At 65.9% G+C, this 16857-nt stretch carries 16 protein-coding genes and 1 pseudogene; 8 read left to right on the top strand and 9 right to left on the bottom strand.

What is annotated here, in order from left to right; translation table 11 throughout:
- Nucleotides 1-13: 13 nt before the first annotated feature.
- Nucleotides 14-400: a hypothetical protein gene (locus tag LWF15_RS04140; protein ID WP_232809002.1), complete on the bottom strand. Its 387-nt coding sequence runs from the start codon at nucleotides 398-400 to the stop codon at nucleotides 14-16.
- Between the two features lie 287 nt (nucleotides 401-687).
- Between LWF15_RS04140 and LWF15_RS04135 the strand changes: the two genes are divergently transcribed.
- Nucleotides 688-1110 carry a helix-turn-helix domain-containing protein gene (locus LWF15_RS04135; RefSeq protein WP_232809001.1) on the top strand — a complete coding sequence of 141 codons (423 nt, stop codon included), beginning with the start codon at nucleotides 688-690 and terminating at the stop codon, nucleotides 1108-1110.
- On the opposite strand, the gene LWF15_RS04130 is transcribed toward LWF15_RS04135, so the two are convergent.
- Nucleotides 1093-1368 (bottom strand): hypothetical protein, encoded by a 276-nt coding sequence (locus tag LWF15_RS04130; protein WP_232809000.1) that lies wholly within the window; start codon nucleotides 1366-1368, stop codon nucleotides 1093-1095. The genes LWF15_RS04135 and LWF15_RS04130 overlap by 18 nt on opposite strands.
- A gap of 648 nt (nucleotides 1369-2016) precedes the next feature.
- On the opposite strand from LWF15_RS04130, the gene LWF15_RS04125 reads away from it, so the two are divergent.
- The 3 genes from LWF15_RS04125 to LWF15_RS04115 are packed head-to-tail and all read left to right on the top strand — an operon-like array spanning nucleotide 2017 to nucleotide 4571.
- Nucleotides 2017-2961 (top strand): hypothetical protein, encoded by a 945-nt coding sequence (locus LWF15_RS04125; protein ID WP_232808999.1) that lies wholly within the window; start codon nucleotides 2017-2019, stop codon nucleotides 2959-2961.
- Entirely contained in the window at nucleotides 2954-4204 is a 1251-nt protein-coding gene (locus LWF15_RS37280) for a flavohemoglobin expression-modulating QEGLA motif protein (RefSeq protein ID WP_232808998.1), read from the top strand. The genes LWF15_RS04125 and LWF15_RS37280 overlap by 8 nt, the downstream gene beginning before the upstream one ends.
- Nucleotides 4089-4571, top strand: a complete 483-nt coding sequence (locus LWF15_RS04115; RefSeq protein WP_232808997.1) for a gamma-glutamylcyclotransferase family protein — start codon at nucleotides 4089-4091, stop codon at nucleotides 4569-4571. The genes LWF15_RS37280 and LWF15_RS04115 overlap by 116 nt, the downstream gene beginning before the upstream one ends.
- Before the next feature lie 118 nt (nucleotides 4572-4689).
- Here LWF15_RS04115 and LWF15_RS04110 read toward each other — a convergent pair whose 3' ends face one another.
- Nucleotides 4690-6903 carry an FtsX-like permease family protein gene (locus tag LWF15_RS04110; RefSeq protein WP_232808996.1) on the bottom strand — a complete coding sequence of 738 codons (2214 nt, stop codon included), beginning with the start codon at nucleotides 6901-6903 and terminating at the stop codon, nucleotides 4690-4692.
- Nucleotides 6851-7519, bottom strand: a complete 669-nt coding sequence (locus tag LWF15_RS38050) for an ABC transporter ATP-binding protein (RefSeq protein WP_352396696.1) — start codon at nucleotides 7517-7519, stop codon at nucleotides 6851-6853. Before LWF15_RS38050 ends, LWF15_RS04110 begins: the two co-directional genes overlap by 53 nt.
- A 1222-nt stretch (nucleotides 7520-8741) precedes the next feature.
- Between LWF15_RS38050 and LWF15_RS04105 the strand changes: the two genes are divergently transcribed.
- Nucleotides 8742-9803 carry a DUF4037 domain-containing protein gene (locus LWF15_RS04105; protein ID WP_408622533.1) on the top strand — a complete coding sequence of 354 codons (1062 nt, stop codon included), beginning with the start codon at nucleotides 8742-8744 and terminating at the stop codon, nucleotides 9801-9803.
- Between the two features lie 2 nt (nucleotides 9804-9805).
- Here LWF15_RS04105 and LWF15_RS04100 read toward each other — a convergent pair whose 3' ends face one another.
- Genes LWF15_RS04100 through LWF15_RS04085 form a run of 4 tightly spaced genes read right to left on the bottom strand, consistent with a single transcriptional unit; the run spans nucleotide 9806 to nucleotide 13014 of the window.
- Nucleotides 9806-10675 carry a DUF72 domain-containing protein gene (locus LWF15_RS04100; protein ID WP_232808994.1) on the bottom strand — a complete coding sequence of 290 codons (870 nt, stop codon included), beginning with the start codon at nucleotides 10673-10675 and terminating at the stop codon, nucleotides 9806-9808.
- Nucleotides 10668-11192, bottom strand: a complete 525-nt coding sequence (locus tag LWF15_RS04095) for a metallophosphoesterase family protein (RefSeq protein WP_232808993.1) — start codon at nucleotides 11190-11192, stop codon at nucleotides 10668-10670. The genes LWF15_RS04100 and LWF15_RS04095 overlap by 8 nt, the downstream gene beginning before the upstream one ends.
- 60 nt (nucleotides 11193-11252) lie before the next feature.
- Nucleotides 11253-12032 carry an ABC transporter permease gene (locus LWF15_RS04090; protein WP_232808992.1) on the bottom strand — a complete coding sequence of 260 codons (780 nt, stop codon included), beginning with the start codon at nucleotides 12030-12032 and terminating at the stop codon, nucleotides 11253-11255.
- A complete protein-coding gene (locus tag LWF15_RS04085) occupies nucleotides 12025-13014 on the bottom strand; it encodes an ATP-binding cassette domain-containing protein (RefSeq protein ID WP_232808991.1) in 990 nt (329 codons plus the stop codon). Before LWF15_RS04085 ends, LWF15_RS04090 begins: the two co-directional genes overlap by 8 nt.
- 93 nt (nucleotides 13015-13107) lie before the next feature.
- Here LWF15_RS04085 and LWF15_RS04080 point away from each other — a divergent pair, with 93 nt between their 5' ends.
- Nucleotides 13108-13872 carry a TetR/AcrR family transcriptional regulator gene (locus LWF15_RS04080; protein WP_232808990.1) on the top strand — a complete coding sequence of 255 codons (765 nt, stop codon included), beginning with the start codon at nucleotides 13108-13110 and terminating at the stop codon, nucleotides 13870-13872.
- A 70-nt stretch (nucleotides 13873-13942) separates the two neighbouring features.
- A complete protein-coding gene (locus LWF15_RS04075) occupies nucleotides 13943-14728 on the top strand; it encodes a UbiA family prenyltransferase (protein ID WP_232808989.1) in 786 nt (261 codons plus the stop codon).
- Here LWF15_RS04075 and LWF15_RS04070 read toward each other — a convergent pair.
- Nucleotides 14725-14907 (bottom strand): annotated as a pseudogene (locus LWF15_RS04070) (hypothetical protein); the annotation flags it as partial. The gene LWF15_RS04075 and the pseudogene LWF15_RS04070 sit on opposite strands and share 4 nt — an antisense overlap.
- A gap of 72 nt (nucleotides 14908-14979) precedes the next feature.
- Between LWF15_RS04070 and LWF15_RS04065 the strand changes: the two are divergent.
- A complete protein-coding gene (locus tag LWF15_RS04065) occupies nucleotides 14980-16827 on the top strand; it encodes a hypothetical protein (RefSeq protein ID WP_232808987.1) in 1848 nt (615 codons plus the stop codon).
- Nucleotides 16828-16857 lie beyond the last annotated feature (30 nt).

Here is a 16857-nt window from a genome sequence, read left to right as displayed (position 1 = left end):
GCGAGCACTTGGACTACGACGCCTGACGCTGCGCCCGAGCCGGGGCGCGGAAACCCGTTGCCCGGTAGGCGATAGCGACCCGTGGCTTGGCGCGGTTGGAGTCCAGGTAGGGGATCACCTGCAGCCCGTCGAACTCCGCCGGAGCCATCAGACCGGCCGGCGGTACCGGCTGGTGATCGGCCGGGATCTTGACCTTGATCTCGCGGCGTCCCTGCTGCGCGGTCGGGTCCAGGATGCTGACCGCCCACAGGCGCTGGCCGGTCTGCTTGTCCAGTTCCTGCGGGTCGACATTTCCCGCCTTGCGCTTGTCGAAGTCCTCCACGGCATCTACCGAAAGAACCATGATGGGCTGGGTGAACACGTCCTCGTGACGGACATTGATACGGCCCTCAACAGCCATTTCTTCGGCTCCCACTCTCGCCATTCAACCGCCCACACCCCACCGCCTCAATCAAGCGGTGCGAAGTGCTTTCCCTGCGGTGTCAGCCCGGTCTGAGCTGCGAGAACATCGTGAACCGCTCGACAAGCGCGAATCAACGCTTATGTAGGCGCTGCAATATCGACTTCACATTCTTTATGTGAGGTCAGCATGAAATTGAGAGCCGAGTATGTGGTGGTCGAATGGTGCATGAGATAGGGGTGCGGGAGGTGCGGAAAGGGGGTGGAATCGCCGTTACCATTTCTTGCATGGCTGAGCGGGGAACGTCAGCGGTCTACACGGCGCGTGGACAGGTGGACGGCGAGGACTGGCCGGCGGTTGCTGCCGCGCTGAACGAGCGGATGGCGGCACGCAGGGTCGGGCAGCAGGAACTTGCTCGGCTGTCGGGGATTTCGGTGTCGACGCTGCGGATGGTTCAGCATGGCGCGAGTCGCCGGGTGCAGAACAAGACGCTTGAGGCCATCGCGCGGGCACTGGACTGGCCCGAGGATCACCTGATTGGCATCCTCGTTTCGGCAGGTCAGGCGAGGCCGGCCCAGGGGCAGGTCGAGGACCAGGTGGTCACGGTGCTGAACCGCATCGAGCAGCAGTTGCAGCAGCTCGGCGACCGGTTGGCGCGCGTCGAGCAGCGCATCCAGGCTGAGGAGCCGGGATCAGCGCCACGCGCTTGAGCTGAGGCCAACCGGCGCGAACGTCACGAACATGACCCACGGCGTGAAGCCAGAAACCCGGACCGATGCCACCGCCGGCTCGGCCAGCAAGCACGCGCGGGCGGCCTCCCGTTGGTTCCTGGTGGGGTCGAGGAACACTGACACCGCGACCGGACCACCGGCCGCCGCGCGCGGCAGAGGCGACGTGTGGCGCACGACGATTCCATTGTCGCGCAGCAGGTTTACGAGCTGATCGACGTCAACAAGTAGTCTCCCCAAGAAGCCAGCCAAAACAACGGAGCCCGCGCGTGCTCTCCCCGTCAGGAGCACGCGCGGGCAGCCATGAATGGGTGCGTGCCGGCAGTCGCGTCCGGATCGACCGGCACGCACCCCGGCGCTCAACGTCCGGCCCGGCGGAGGGAATGACCAGAGCAGGACGAGCGCCGCCCCCGGACCGCTCAGCGGCCGGGAGTTTTCTGTCGGGGAATCATCACCCGCAGGACAACTTTCCTCATACGTCGCCCAGCTGGCGCCCCTTCCTGGCACCCCTCCGAGGGGCCACCTGCCCGCTCCTCACGCGGTTCGTGACCTGGCGCACGGGGTCGCGGCACATCGTCGATATTCACAGCTTCCCTCTCATCACATCGCTTGAGGCCGGCCTCTCCCGGGGACCCCCGATCGTCGACCCGGGAAAGGCCGGTGACATAAGCCTGATTCGTGGCGCTTACCTGCGGAAACGTGAGCGCTGACTATGCCGACCCGGCATGATCCGAGGCGAGCGGGGCATGCTGTAGCGGTTGCCGATCGCTTCCGGAGCGCCCGAGCGCTTGGAAACCGGCAACCGGGCCATACAGGGTTGACTTGGGCGCGATAACCTTCCGTCTACCGGTCGCAACGCAGCAGGTCGCCTCAGGTGGGAGGGTGAGTATGTCCGTCGAACCGGATTACGTGGTCTCGGAGCGCCTTCTTGCGCGGGAGGACTTCCAGCAGGCATGCCGCGCGCGGGACTTTAAGCGCATGTTCGAGCTGATGAAGCAGTGGGACATCGTCAGCCAGGACCGGCTTGCCGCTCCGGTCGAAGGACTTACCCAGTCGCGGGTCAGCCGCATCATGCGCGGGCACGAGCGTGTGACCACGGTCGGGCTGATGGAACGCATCAGCGACGGCCTGCACATCCCCGGCCGCTATCTGGGGTTCGCCCCCAGAGCTTGGGAAGTAGACAGCCCAGACGCCGTGACAGCGCCCACCCCCACGGCAGCTGTCCCAGCCACCTCCCATGGCGCGGCTGCTCTGCGTTCGCTGCCGGGGGAGCTGCGCGACCGGTCCATGACGCTCGACATCGACATCGATAAGGACGGCTGGTCCACACTCACCTACCGGTACGAGCTGCACAACGGCACAGACACACCGTTCACCAGCCTCAGCCGGGAACTGTGGTTCGAGCACATGGAGACACCGCTCAAGCTCGAAGCCCTTCCCACGGGCGACGACTCGCGCAACGTCATCATCGAGCGCAAGCACGAGACCGCGACCACGATCCGGTTTGCCTGCCGTCTGTTCCCTGCCCTTCCGGCCGGCGAGTCCACGGTTATCAGCTTCCAGGCCACAGGCGGCCGGTTCGTCTATGACCACTACTGGCGTCAGGGCGTCCCCCGCGCCACCGACCTGTTCACGATCAGGCTGCGGCACGCGGGCATCAAGTCCCTGTCGAAGTGCTCTGCAATCGAGGAGCGCCCGGACGGGTCCGAGGTCAGCGCCACCGAGAGCCTGACCTGGCGTCGCGACGAGGACGGCATCAACGTCGAACTCGTCCGCACCAACCTGAGGCCGAACCAGTCCGTCACCCTGCGATGGGACACCCCGCGTGACTAACCCCGCCAACCTGCCCGCCGGCGAAGCCACGGCCGAAGTTGCCGAACTCCGCGACGAGGTTGAGCAGGTCATCCGGGCATGGCACGCACACGAGGCCGGCCGAGGCGGTGAGGCCGTCATCGACTACGACTGCGCCCCCACCGACCAGCCCGCCACCCCGGCAGCAGGACGACTCGACGTCTACGATCAATTCACCCAGCTCAGCCACCGAGCCGCCGGACTCGGGGACCAGGCCGCCGACGTCAGCGACGTCATCCGAGCCCACCACGCTTACCTCGCCGCAGTGCTCGGGCACAGCACCCCCCTCGACCAGTACGTCTACGAGACCCAGGGCTGTAGTGCCGGCGGATGGACCGAGGATTACCTTGACGACGTCCGCGACCAGGCCGTCAAGGCCATCGGTGACCTGGGCATCCCTTGGGGAGCGGACCTGAACAAGCAGCTCAACGAGCTTGAGCAGCCAGTCACCAGTGACGAAGCTGCCGAACAGATCCCTGCCTTCGCCCGCAGCCTGGACCCTGCCCTACGCGAGCTGGTCGAGACCACCGCGCCCTATGACGTCACCGTCGAGGTCACAGACGTCGACGACTACTGGGCCTACTGGCTCGACGGCGCCGGCCCGAACGTGCGGCTGCGATTCAACCGCCGCAACGCCACCTTCACCCAGGTCCAGGTCCGCCAGTTCGCGATGCACGAGCTCCTGGGCCACGCGGTGCAGTTCGCCTCTTACGCGCAGGTCTGCACCACGACCAACGTGCCCTGGGTCCGGCTCCTGTCGGTCAACGCGCCGTACCAGGTGACGTTCGAAGGTCTCGCCCAGGCCATGCCCCTGTTCCTCGCGCCTGACGACCGCCAGGTGATCGCTCGTGTCCGGCTGACTCACTACCTACAGCTGGTCCGGGCCGAGCTGCACCAGGCCATCAACCAGGGCGTTTCCATTGCCGAATGCGCCGACCACGCTCGATCCCGAGTCCCGTTCTGGACCAGTGCAGGCATTGGTGACATGCTCACCGGCCGAGGCTCAAACCCGCTGTTGCGCTCCTACCTCTGGGCCTACCCGGCGGGGATCGACTGGTGGGTCAACCTCGCCGACAACGCCGACCCAGAGACACGGAAGCAGACCCTTCGTGCCGCCTACCAGCGACCCCTCACGCCGTCCCACCTCGCCGGCCTCTGGCCGCACGGCCCAAGTATCGGCGGACCCGGCGCCCCTGTTCGTCTACGGAAGCCTTCTCTTCCCTGACGTCGTCCAGGTCCTCATAGACCGCGACGCCACCAGGACGCCGGCCACCCTCGACGGATGGCAGGTCATCGCCCTACCCGACCAGCCGTACCCCACGATCATCACGGCCGATGGCGCCACAGCCACCGGGCAGCTCTTTACCGACCTCACCGTTGCCGAATGGCAAACCCTCGACGCCTTCGAGGCCCCCACCTACGCCCTCACCCGCGTGGAGACCAGCGCTGGCCCGGCCTACGTCTATGCCAGCCCGGCCAATCATGCCCTCACCCCAGGTGAGTGGGACGTCGAAGCCTTCGGCTCAGAACAATTGCCGAACTACCTCGACCGATGCAGAGCATGGCGGCAACGCTACGAAGCGCAGCAGTAGACCCCATCAGGCCGGGATGCCCCGCCGGGCATGCGGCACCTGCGGCACCGACCCGACGGGGCACCCGGCAGCTCGGCATCAGCAACCCTCGTGCACTGCCGAATTACTCTCTTCTGGATCAAGCACTCGTTACAAACGTGTCGTGGGCAGCCGCCAAGTTGTCCCGATCGGGCACGATGTTTGCACTCCCACTTCGAAAAACACCGGTAACGAGCGCTGCCGAAGCGGCCGTCAAGGCAAAAAAACATACGATGAATGGAAGAATCACGGGAACAAGACTCATCGGTCGTTCCGGACTCTGAATTGCGATGGCCCACAACCAAGACGAGAAGACACCTAGGGCGAGGCTCGCTCCCGCCGCGGACATAATCTCCAGAACCACGGCGGCCGCTGCCTTTCGCGGCGTTACTCCGATTATTTGAAGGTAATTATTGGCTGGTTGTCGATCATACGAAAGGGATACCAGTGAGACAAGCGTAGCTACCATAGACATAATAACCGCGAACGCGGCGCCCCATCTGAAAACATCTAAGATTGCGGAAAGTTCGCTGGCACCGCTCACTGTTGCGGTTCCACCCATTCGCACGTTTGTTACAGCGTCAGCCCCTACCAGTTGGTCGTACAGGCGATATGCCTGATCGACGGGAAGGGGGATCAGAACCGTCTGATCCGTTTCGCGAAGGCTTGCTTGGGTAGTTACATGCACAACGAAACCCGACAGCGTTTCCGCCCGCGGCCCCATCAGGCTAACGGGGGTTGCCTTGTACTTGGTAGGGGCTGACTGACCTTCATAAGTCACCCCAAAGAGTGTGCGTTTCGTGCATTCGATCTGGTCACCCGTTACTCGGCCAATCGTTTCACAGCGGCCCGACAACGTACCCATAATTTCAGAGTCGTTAGATGGCGCTCCGCTGACGACGTCATACCTGCGGAGGATGGAACGAACCTCTTCAGACGGCCGTCGTACTTCGACAACATTGTAGCCGTCGGCTGTATATGCTCGTTCGATTGCCGCAGGATCATCACCCAGAGCGTCAATAGTTGTTGCTCCTGCGGACAGAACAAAAAGACCCGAAATGAGCGCACCTAAAGCACGCGTGAGGGCACCAGACGGGCGCCTGAGCCTGCTCCCTACAAGTGACGCGACCGCGTCATCCAGTTGACTAATCTTCCTGCCCACACTGATGCAAAGAGGGGCGGTAACCAATAACAGCCCCACGAACGTTGCAATGCGTCCAGCCAGGATTAATGGCCATGCGGAGTCGCTGTGCCACCAAGTTGAGACAGCGCCGGCCGCTAGTCCAGCGACAAGAATTGCCCAACGCCAAGGTACGTGCCCCGGCGAAGTTCCCATACCTGATCGGATGCTATGTTGCATAACCGACTTGGCACCCCACCAAGACGCGCCGATAGCAGTGCACACGATCAGCGCGAATATGAGTGGCGCGGCATGCCAGGAGATTAGGAGGTCTCCGGGGAAGGGGGTCCAGGCAACGAACTGGGGGGTGATATTTGCAAATATGGGGCGCGCAAGCAGTAGTCCGAGTAAAGCGCCTATCCCTACGCCCATGGCTGACTCAAACATGAAGGCCTGTCGGAGGGTCCGGCTTGGCACCCCTATGACTGAAAGTAGGCCGAGCTGCCGCTCTCGGACGCGGGCGTTGATCTTGGTGCAGGCCGCAATTAAGAACCCTGACGGAAGCAGGGTAAAGAAGAGTGCGATAACTAAAAAGGTCACTCTGTCAAAGCGGAGGTAGCTGCTCAGATAGTCGATTTGTGGGTCAGATCCGAAAGTTTCGAACGTCGTTATGCCAGCAGTGCTCGATTTGCGGGGCAAGACACCAACAACAGATCGCAGCTCATCGCTACTCGTAAGGCCTGCCCGGGAAATTAGTCCGGAGACGTTGGGGAACCTCGTCGCGATTGCCATGTTGCTGTCGCGCAATTCACTCAAAGCGGGCGACAGGAAAACCTCGCCCGGCTGGGGAAATCGCGGCAATCCTGGAGGCACCTGCGGCGTTTCGCAGGTTGCTGACAGGAGCGTGTTGGTGTACTGATCTAGTCCAACGGGGTCATAACGGTAACTTCCCTGGATGCAGCCGGTTTTCTGGTAGGCACCTATTTCGCGGCTCTGACCTCGTTCGCCCACGCTCGTCAGGAAGCTAGCCAGCCCAAAGACACCGGACAGAGAGATAGCTATGGTTGCGCCTACGGTGAAGGTCAATAGACGTGTAACGAACCGTCCCCTACGGAAGAAGAGGGCACCTAGCGTGCTGGCGTTACCTAGTACTGCGAACTGCACGAGAGGTGTCTCCCAGATCAAGGCAGGCATCGGCGATATCTACGAGGGCAGGATCGTGGGTCGCGCAGATGACAGCCGCCCCTTTTTCGAGTGCGGCACGTAGAGCAACCAGTACTCTGTCCCGACTTACTGGATCCAATGATGCTGTTGGCTCATCTGCCAGAATCACTGGAGGCTGGTGTATTAGTGCTCGCGCAACTGAGGCTCTTTGAGCCTGGCCGCCTGAAATCTCATTTGGTTTCCTGTCGCGGCAATCATAAATAGACAACTCGTCCAGTGACTTTGCTGCCGCTTCATGAGCTGACTTTCTGGAATTTCCAGTTAGCTGAAACGGAAGCGCTACATTCTCCAATATCGTCAGCTCGGGCAGAAGCTCACCGCGCTGAAAAATGAACCCGCAATTTTTGAGCCGTAAGGACGCCCTCTGAGAAGCTGATGTTGAAAGTGCCTGGCCAGCAAGTTTAATCTCACCCGCCGACCGAAGAACCCCAGCCAGGCAGTATAGCAAAGTCGATTTTCCGATGCCCGAGCGCCCAACCACACAAGTTAGTGTGCCTGCATATGCGACAATGGAAACATCCTCGAACAGAACCTTTCCGTTGGGGTACGCGAACGTGAGCCCAGCTGCTGTGACCAACGGATCCACGTCCGCAAACCTCCATACGAATGGCGTGTAGCTACGAAGCGAGACTACCGGATCAGGGCGTGACCCAGCTGGAGCAGTTGTCCGGGTTCAAGGAGCCTTGATCGCGGCACGCCCGGAAGTTGTTAAGCGGGTTGACCTTTATCGAAGCCGTGTTGCCCTTGCCACTGGCAGTCTGAATGCGGTTGTTTCCGCTGCTGTTCCAGTTGGCGTACGCGGCGTCGCCTTCTGACTGAGTGTCCTCTACGTTAAGAGTCCTGCCGTACGTTCCTGAGTTCCAAGCCTTAGAACCAGTGGTGCTGACACTAGCGGCCTGAGCGATGCCACCTGACACGGTCAAGCACAGAAGCGTGACTCCGAGGACCTTAGACGCGCGAGATTTGGTTGCGGCCTTGACGCGAGACATGGATGTCCTTAGCTCGAGGATTAGCCTGACATTACTTAATGTCACGGGCTCCCAACGCTCAGAAGTAGATCACGCTCAGGGTGTTGGCAACCACGTGGCGTGGATCACCTCTTTTGCCCCCAATTCACCTCGCACTTCTCAGCACGGGCCGCGTCTGCACTCCGTGCAGGTGGGTGGCTTCCGTTGGCGGGGCGGGGCTGATTGCGAGCCTCTGGTGCGGGTCTCCCATGCCCACAGCGCCACCGGCAAGACCGGCCTGTACCCACCGCGACGCCACCACGGAGGTCGGTGCTATGGCATGCAGGCGGGCATGGTCTTTGGTCCCTTTTGCTGCGCGATGCCTTGGGAAGGTCCGCCCGGCTGCGCCAGCCGCTGGCCACCTGAGCGATGTCGGCCACGGGTTGGCCGGCCAGCTGTGCCGGTGTTGATCCAGCTCGAACTGGACCTGGCGTAGCCTGATCGGGCGCGAGCAGCGGATGCGCCGACAGGGTGGATTTACGGTGGATAAACAACCCGAGGCAGCTCCAGATGACGCCAACTGACGGTAGGGCCGTTGTAGCAAAACCCCAGCTCAGAGGCAGTAACCGCAAAGGTCCGGCGCGATCGTCGCAGAGTCAGCGGGTTCGGGGTTCAAGTCCCTGATGGCCCACCTCGAGAACTGGCCAGGACCAACAGGTCCTGGCCAGTTCTGCGTTTGCCGTCGAGACGGCCTGTGCGAGGCAGCCCGGTGCAGATCCGGGCCTCGCGCTCAGGCCGGACCCTCCGAGGGCCGGGCCGGATAATCTCGCTTTCGGGTCGAGACGTGTATCCGACACGATGATGGGCGTGACCGACGGCATCACATTGGCCCGCAGTTACTACCAGGACGTGGTGGCGCCGCTGCTGCGCGATCGTTGGCCCGGGCTGCCTCATGCGGGCGCCCGCCTGGGCAGCGGCTCTGACGTGCTGGGGCTGGACGATGAGACCTCCCGTGACCACGACTGGGGCCTGCGGCTGACGCTCCTCGTCGAAGGTGACCAGGTTCGGGCTGTCACCGACTACCTCGAGGAACGGCTTCCGGACACGTACCGGGGCCTGCCCACGCGCTTCGCCACCAGCTGGGACCCGGCAGTCCGGCAGCGGGCCGAGGTCGCCACCGCCGAGGCCTTCGTCGCCTCGCGCCTCGGTCTGGATGCCTCCGGCACGATGACCAGCCTGGACTGGCTCTGCCTGACCGGCCAGTCGCTGCTGGAAGTCACCGCCGGACAGGTGTTCACCGACAACCTCGGCGTCCTCACCGGCCTGCGCCGGAAGCTGGCCTGGTACCCGGACGACGTGTGGTGCTACGTCGTCGCGGCGGACTGGATCCGTCTAGGGGTAGACCTGCCGGTGCTCGGACGTACTGGTCATCGAGGTGACGACCTCGGCAGCCGCGTCATCTGCGCCCGTATCGTCAATACGGCGATGCACCTGGCCTTCCTGCTCTCCCGGCGCTGGCCGCCGTATCCGAAGTGGCTCGGAACGATGTCGACCCAACTCCCCATGGCCGGCGATCTCGTGCCGGTGCTGACGGCAGCGCTCACGGCGCAGCGCTGGTCAGAACGCCAGGAGGCGGTGGCCCAGGCGCTGGCCGTCCTGCACCGGGCGCAACGCGGCGCTGGTCTGGCCACCAGCGAGGGCATCCCCACCGAGCTGTTGGTCGACCGACCGGTACTCGGCATCCGCGCACCCGTGCCGGACCTGCTCCTGCAAGCAGTCACAGACCCGCTCGTGCGAGCCCTGCCGCCGGGTGTGGGCTCGGTCGAGCAGTGGGTGGACAACGTCCGCGTGCTCATGAACGCGGACCATCGCGTTCAGACCGCCCGCTCGTACCTGATGGCCAGGGCCCAGCCGATCGGGTGAACCTAGACCACCAGGCGCTCGGCGAGCGACATCGCGTCGTACGGGGCGTGCACCTTGGCGTCGTTGTCGAAGTAGACGAACACGTCCCGGGCGGCGCGGCTGGGCGGCAGGGTCGTGATGGTGTTGGGGGTGCGGCGGATGCGGCCGGAATGCCACTGCCGCACGCGGTCTGCCCAGCGGTCCAGGCTTGCGGTGTCGTAACCGCTGACGTAGAGCTCCTCTTCGCCGTGCAGGCGCACGTAGACGAAGTCGGCGGTGACGTCTTCGAGGACGGGGAACTTGCCGGCTGAGTCGGCTATCACCAGAGCGACGTTGTGGTCTCGTAGCAGCTGCACGAGGTCGGCGTCGGCGAAGCTGGGGTGGCGCACCTCGAGGGCGTGGCGGATCGGGCGGTCGGCGTCGGGTTCCAGGAGTACCCGGTCCTCCTTCAGTTTGCCGTCGTGCCCTCGGGCGAGCCGGGCGGCCTGGGTGGTGCTGGTGGGCAGCTTGTCCAGGAAGGGGCCGAGGACGTCGCGCTCGTAGGGCATCGTGGGCGGCAACTGCCAGAGCATCGGGCCGAGTTTCGGCCCGAGAGCGAGGACCCCGCTGGCCAGGAAGGTGGCCAGCGGGGTGTCGATGTCCTTCAGCCGTTTCATGTGGGTGATGAAACGGCTGCCCTTGAGCGTGAAGACGAAGTCGTCGGGGGTCTGGGCGGCCCACTGGCGGTAGCTGGACGGGCGCTGGAGCGAGTAGAACGACCCGTTGATCTCGATCGAGTTCAGGCGCTGGGCGGCGTATTCCAGTTCGCGGGCCTGGGTGAGGCCCTTCGGGTAGAACGTGCCTCGCCAGGGCGGGTAGCGCCACCCCGAGATGCCGATCCGGACGTCAGCCATGCCTCAGGCTAGGGCCGGGTGGCATCCGGTGCAGGACGACGTCCCGCAGTTCCCCGTCCTGGGCCACCGCGGTCAGGTAGGTGTGGTCGGGTTCCTTGCGGCGGTCGGTGGGGGAGCCGGGGTTGAGCAGTCGCAGGCCGTTGGGGGTGGTGGTGTCCCAGGGAATGTGGCTGTGGCCGAAGAGGAGGACGTCGGTGTCGGGGTAGGCCTTGTCGCAACGCTTCTCGCGGCCGTCCTTGGAGCCGGTCTCGTGGGTCATGGCGATGCGCACGCCCTCCACCTCCACGCGGGCCACCTCGGGCAGGCGTCGGCGCAGGCCGGGCCCGTCGTTGTTGCCCCACACCCCGACCACCTTGCGGGCCCGTCCCTCCAGCCGGTCGAGCAGCGATTCCAGCACCCAGTCGCCCGCGTGGAACACCACGTCGGCCTCCGCCACCGCCGTCCACACCTCGGCCGGCAGGTCGTGGCCGCGTTTGGGCAGATGGGTATCGGAGATGATCAGCAGCTTCTGAGACACGACCCGACGGTACGACACGCATACGAACCGGATTTCCTGGGCGGGTCCGGACCGCTCGGCTCAGGCGGTGCGGCGTCGGAAGAGCACCCCGGACAGGGCCACGCCGATCAGCAGCAGGCCACCGCTCCAGGCCAGGGCCAGGCCCGGGGCGGAGCCGACCTCGGTGCCGAGCAGGAACCCGCGCACGCTCTCCACCACCGGCGTCACCGGCTGGTTCTCGGCGAACGCGCGGAGCCAGCTGGGCATCGTGTCGATCGGTACGAAGGCGCTGCTGGCGTAGGGCAGGAACATCGGGACGAAGGTGAAACCGCTGGCCGCCTCCGGGGTCCTGGCGATCAGCCCGGCCACGGCAGAGAGCCAGGAGAGGGCCAGGACGAAGGCGAACAGGACGCCGGCGGCGGCCAGGGCGCGCAGCGGGGTGGTGTGCGGGCGGAAACCGATGGCGACGGCGACCCCGAGGACGACGGTGGTGGAGACCAGGTTGCGAACCAGGCTGGCAACCACGTGACTGCACAGGAACCAGCCGCCACCGACGTCCATCGATCTGAACCGGTCGATGATGCCGCTGCTCATGTCGTGGCTCACCGCACCCGCGGTGAGCGAGGCGCCGAAGGAGGCGCACAGCAGCAGCACGCCGGGCACCACGTAGGTCACGTACTCGGTGCCGGTCTGCACCGCGCCGCCGAAGAGGTAGACGAAGACCAGCATCAGCATGAGCGGCAGGACCAGCGACATCACCAGCGCCTCGGTGTTGCGCCGGGAGAGCCGCAGAGTACGGCCGGTCAGGCTGAGCGCGGTGGCTGCGGTCCCGGGACCGGTGGTGAGGGTCAGGTCAGACATGGCTGGGCTCCTCGTCGCGGATCGGTGCGCTGGTGGGGTGCCCGGTGAAGGCGAAGAACACGTCGTCCAGGTCCGGGCGGTGCAGTGAGAAGTGCCGGATCAGCGTGCGGTCGGGGTCGAGAAGGTCCAGCCGCCCGCGGATCCCGGCCGCGTCGTCGGTGATCGGGATGGTGAGAACCAGATTGAGGACGTCGGTGCTCGCCTCGGTCCCGGCTCGGGAAGTCAGGATGTCGAGGGCTTGGGCATCGGTCGGTGAGATGCGCAGCAGTTCCCCTCCGACCTGCCGCTTCAGCTCACCGGGGGTGCCCTCGACGACTTTGCGCCCCTGGTCCACGATCGCCACGCGGTCGGCCAGCCGATCGGCCTCCTCGAGGTACTGGGTGGTCAGGAACACCGTGGTCCCGCCCTCGGCGACCTCGGTGATCACCTGCCAGAGCTGTTCCCGGCTGCGCGGGTCCAGACCGGTCGTGGGCTCGTCGAGGAACATCACCGCGGGCCGGCGCAGCAGGCCGGCGGCCAGGTCGAGCCGGCGGCGCATACCTCCGGAGTATGTGACGACCTGCCGGTCGGCCGCCTCGGCGAGGTCGAGCTGGTCGAGCAGTTCACCGGCCCGCGACCGGGCCCGGTCGCGGGCCAGCCCGGCCAGGGCGCCGAGCATGCGCAGGTTCTCCCGCCCGGTCTGCAGTTCGTCCAGAGCGGCGTACTGCCCGGTCAGGCTGATCGTCCGGCGCAGCTCCCGCCGCCGGCTCACCACGTCCAGGCCGTTCACGGTGGCGGTTCCCGCGTCGGGCGGGGTGAGGGTGGCGAGGATGCGTACGGCGGTCGTCTTACCGGCGCCGTTCGGCCCGAGCAGGGCGAAGATCGAGCCCGCGGCGACCTCGAGATCCAGGTCGCGCAGGACGGTGTGGCCGCCGTAGCGCTTGGTCAGGCCGCGGGTGGAGATCGCGTTCGGAGATCGGTGGTCTTGAGCGGTTCGGTTCACATCAGCCCCTGTTCTGTGTATGACCTAAACTGTGTAAAGCGTATACCTAACTGTCTAGGGTGTACACAGAAGACTTGGTGAGATGGTGGGGTCATGGCGGATGACGACCAGGCGGAGCTTCCGGTGTCCGCAGGAATCGCGGCCGTCTGGGGCATGCGGGAACGCCCGGTCAAGGGCCCGCGGCCTACGGTCGGGGTGACCGAGATCGTGGATGCGGCGGTACGCATCGCCGACACCGACGGGCTGGCGGCGGTGTCGATGAGCAAGGTGGCGGCCGAGGTAGGCGTCACCGCCATGGCGCTCTACCGGCACATCGGCAACAAGGACGAGTTGCTGGTCCTGATGCTCGACGCCGGGGTGGGCCCTCCGGCCGAGATGCCGCCCGAGGGGCAGGACTGGCGTGAGGGTCTCCAGAACTGGGCCACCGAAGTGCTCGCGACCTACCGCAGACGTCCCTGGGTGATGCGGATCCCGATCACCACCTTGCCGCCGCTGCCCAATCAGATGCTCTGGATGGAGAACGGGTTGCGTTGCCTGCGCGGCACCGGGCTCTCCGAGGGCGAGAAGCTGGCCTCGATCCTGCTGCTGAGCAACCTGATGCGGGGATACGGGCTGCTGGCGGCCGAGATCGGGGCGGGCGCCGTGCCTGCGGCGGCCACCTTCGCCGCGGTGGCCCGGCGGGTTCTCGACGACGAGCGGTTCCCCGCCCTGGCTCAGACCCTGACCAGTGGGGCGCTGGAGGCCGACGTGCCCGGGCCGGGGGAGCCGCCGCCGGAGGCAGACCTGATCTGGTCGGAGATGCAGTTCGGCCTGGACCGGGTGCTGGACGGCATCAGCGCGATGATCGAACGGGCCTGACGCGCTGATGGGGCGTTCTTTTCGGGCAATGGTGGACGCCTGTCATCCACTTCCGAGCGCGGCTGTCACAGTGTTCGCGACGGCTTACGCCCTCGCGGTCCAGGATGGTCTCTCGGCCGCCGGGGTGCGCAGTGCCCTGCTCGTCGGGGCGGCCATCCTGGCTGGTCAGCTGTGTGTGGGCTGGTCGAACGACGGCTTCGACGCGGAGCGCGACCAGGCCGCGCAGCGCCACGACAAGCCGATCAGCGCCGGCCTGATCAGCGCGGCCGTGGTCCAGGCGGCGGCCTGCCTGGCGGCCGCCGCCGCCGTGCTGGTCTCCGCTCAGCTGGCGCACGACGCCGGTCTGTATCACCTGATCGCGGTGCTCAGTGCCGTCGGCTACAACGCAGGCCTGAAAAGTACCCCCGTAAGCCCGCTTCCATACGTCCTCTCGTTCGGTCTGTTACCCGTGATCGCCTCACTGGCCGTTCTCGGGCAGCCGCCACCGACGTCCACCATTGTTGCGGCTGCCCTGCTGGGTGCGGGGGCGCATTTCGCGAACACGGTCGGCGACACCGAGGCGGATGCCCTCACCGGAGTGCGCGGCCTACCCCAAAGAATCGGGCCTGCAGCGTCTCTGACCGTGATGGCGGTGCTGATCGCTGCGGCGGCGGGCTGCCTGCTGTTCGGCGTACTGGGGGCCGAAGGAATCGGAACGGTACGTCGTGTTGCCGGGATCGTGCTGCTGCTCGCCGGAGTCGTTCTTGCGCTGGCCGGCGCGTCGCGGCAGGTCGGAGTGCGCGGTGGGTATGCCGCGTTCCGGCTGACTCTGGTCTCGGTCGCCTTGCTGGTGACCGGATTCCTGGTCACCGCCTAGCGGTCCCAGGGGGCCGTGTCGTCCATCTTGGCGTAGTACTTGGCGAGGTGGCTCTTCACCCGGTCGACGTCCTTCTCCGGCAGGTCCACCCCGCCGCGCCCGCCCTGGAGGATGGCTCCGGCCGCCATCACCCCGCGGGGTACGGCAACCAGCTTGCCGTTCACCACGTCGGCGATCAGGCCTGGTCGCATCTTCAGGTTGCCCCGGTGGCCGCCGATGATCGCCAGGGGGAGCAATCGAGGGGGACGGTTGTGGCGGCTCAGACGATCACTGGTCCCAGGCGGGCCGAGGAACTTGCCGAGGAACTGAATCGGCCCGGGCGCACCCGGCCGACGGTCGTGGTGACGATGGCGCGCGGAGCCACCCGGCCGTACATAGACGCGGACCGGCTGGCCACCGAGCTGAGCGGGCTGGCCGACGTCTACCTGATCTCGGACGCGGCTGCTTCCTGGGCCTTCTCGCGGGGGATGCCGGAGCTCACGCAGGTGTACGGCGGCGCTGGGCGGGTCTATCCGACCGGCCTGGAGTGGGTGCACGACCTGCGCCGATCGCGGCTGCGGTTCGCCTATTCGGCGGCCGAGGGGATCACGACCACCGAGCGACTGCTCGAGGACGGACTGAAGGCCGCGGCCTCGGCCGGGCTGCTGGCCCTGCCGATGGGCTCCTCGAGCCGGGCGGTCCTGCCGGAGGTCTCCGGCGTGGTGAGTGGTTGCCCGAATCCGTCGCAGGCGATGGTCAGTCTGACCGACGGGCGCTATGCAACGATCCAGGTCGGGCTGCTGTGCCCGGGTGTGCCTTCGGAACGTCTTTTCGAGCGGGGTATGCAGGTTCGGGGAGTGTTCGACGAGAGCTCCCGCAGGCTGGATGTGTCCGGCATGCTCGCCTCGCCCGGCGAACGGCTGGCCGAGGTGGCGGACGGGGAGGTACTTCTGGCCTGCGTGCAGTCGGTGGGTTCGGCCTCGTGCCAGGTTGCCCTGCTGCCGGGGATCTCGGCCTCGGTCCCGCGGGCCCGGGTCACCGACGACTCGACCGAAGACCTGCGTGACCTGCTGTCGGTGGGGGAGGTGGTGCCGGTCCGGGTCGGGTCCGGAGGTTCCTCGCTGAGCATCGTGGACGTCGACGAGGACGCCCCGGTGCGCTCGCTGGCGGTGCTGCCGGGAGGACCGGGCTGGCTGGTACTTCCGGATCCGGCGGTACCTGCGCCCGAGCCACCGCTGCTGGAAAAGGTTGTGCCCGAGCAGGAGACGCCCAACCCCGTACCCACCCGGCCGCGGTTGACCGCGAACGTGCGCATCGGCGTCCCCAGTTATCTCGAGAAGCCGGACGTTCAGGTTGCCGACGATGTTGCGTTGCTGCGTAACGGGTCGCCGGTGCGGATGCTTCCGCGGCCTTCACCGACGATGCTCGCCGCCCGGGCGGTGCAGGTGCTGGAACGGCCGGTGCGCAAGGAGGCGCTGCAGAGCACGCAGAGGGCTCTGGAGGAGTCGCGGGCCACCGTTCGGGCCACGTTGCTCGAGAAGGCCCGGCTGGAGCAGGAACTGCGGTCGTCGACCTTGGAACTTCAGCATCTGGAGGCCGAGCTCTCGCGCAAGCACGGGCAACTGGCCACGCGGGAGAAGGAGCTGGAACGTCTGCGGCGCCGCAATCGTAAGGGCGCCCAGCGCGATCATCGGGAGACGCTCTCTTCGAACGACCTTTTTGCCGACCCGGACGACCGTTTCCGCTTCGACGTCACGGTGTGCTGGGCCCGCAAGATCCCGGCCGGGGAGAAGGCCGAGCGCCCGCTGGGGCCGTACCGGCTCGGCCCGCGTTTCGTGAGTTCGCTGGAGGAGACCCCGGGGGTCGACCGGGCGAAGGTCGTTGATGTGGTGGTGGAGGTGCTGACCGGTCTGGCGGACACCTCGGCGGGCCGGCAGATGCATGTGCTGCGTACTGGGCAGGGGCCCAATGAGCAGGCCGTGCGGCGGGAGGACGGCGCCACCTGCTACCGCGTTGCGCTGCAACGGAACGCGCCCCAGGCTCGGCGGCTGCACTTCTGGCGGATGTCCGAGGAGATCGAGTTCTCCCGCGTGGTTCTGCACGACGACTACGAGCCCTGAGGGGTTTGACGCCCGGCTGTGGTGAGTATG

The sequence above is a fragment of the Kineosporia rhizophila genome, from assembly GCF_021277265.1.
Classification (GTDB): domain Bacteria; phylum Actinomycetota; class Actinomycetes; order Actinomycetales; family Kineosporiaceae; genus Kineosporia; species Kineosporia rhizophila.
This window is presented reverse-complemented; position numbering and strand designations above follow the sequence as displayed.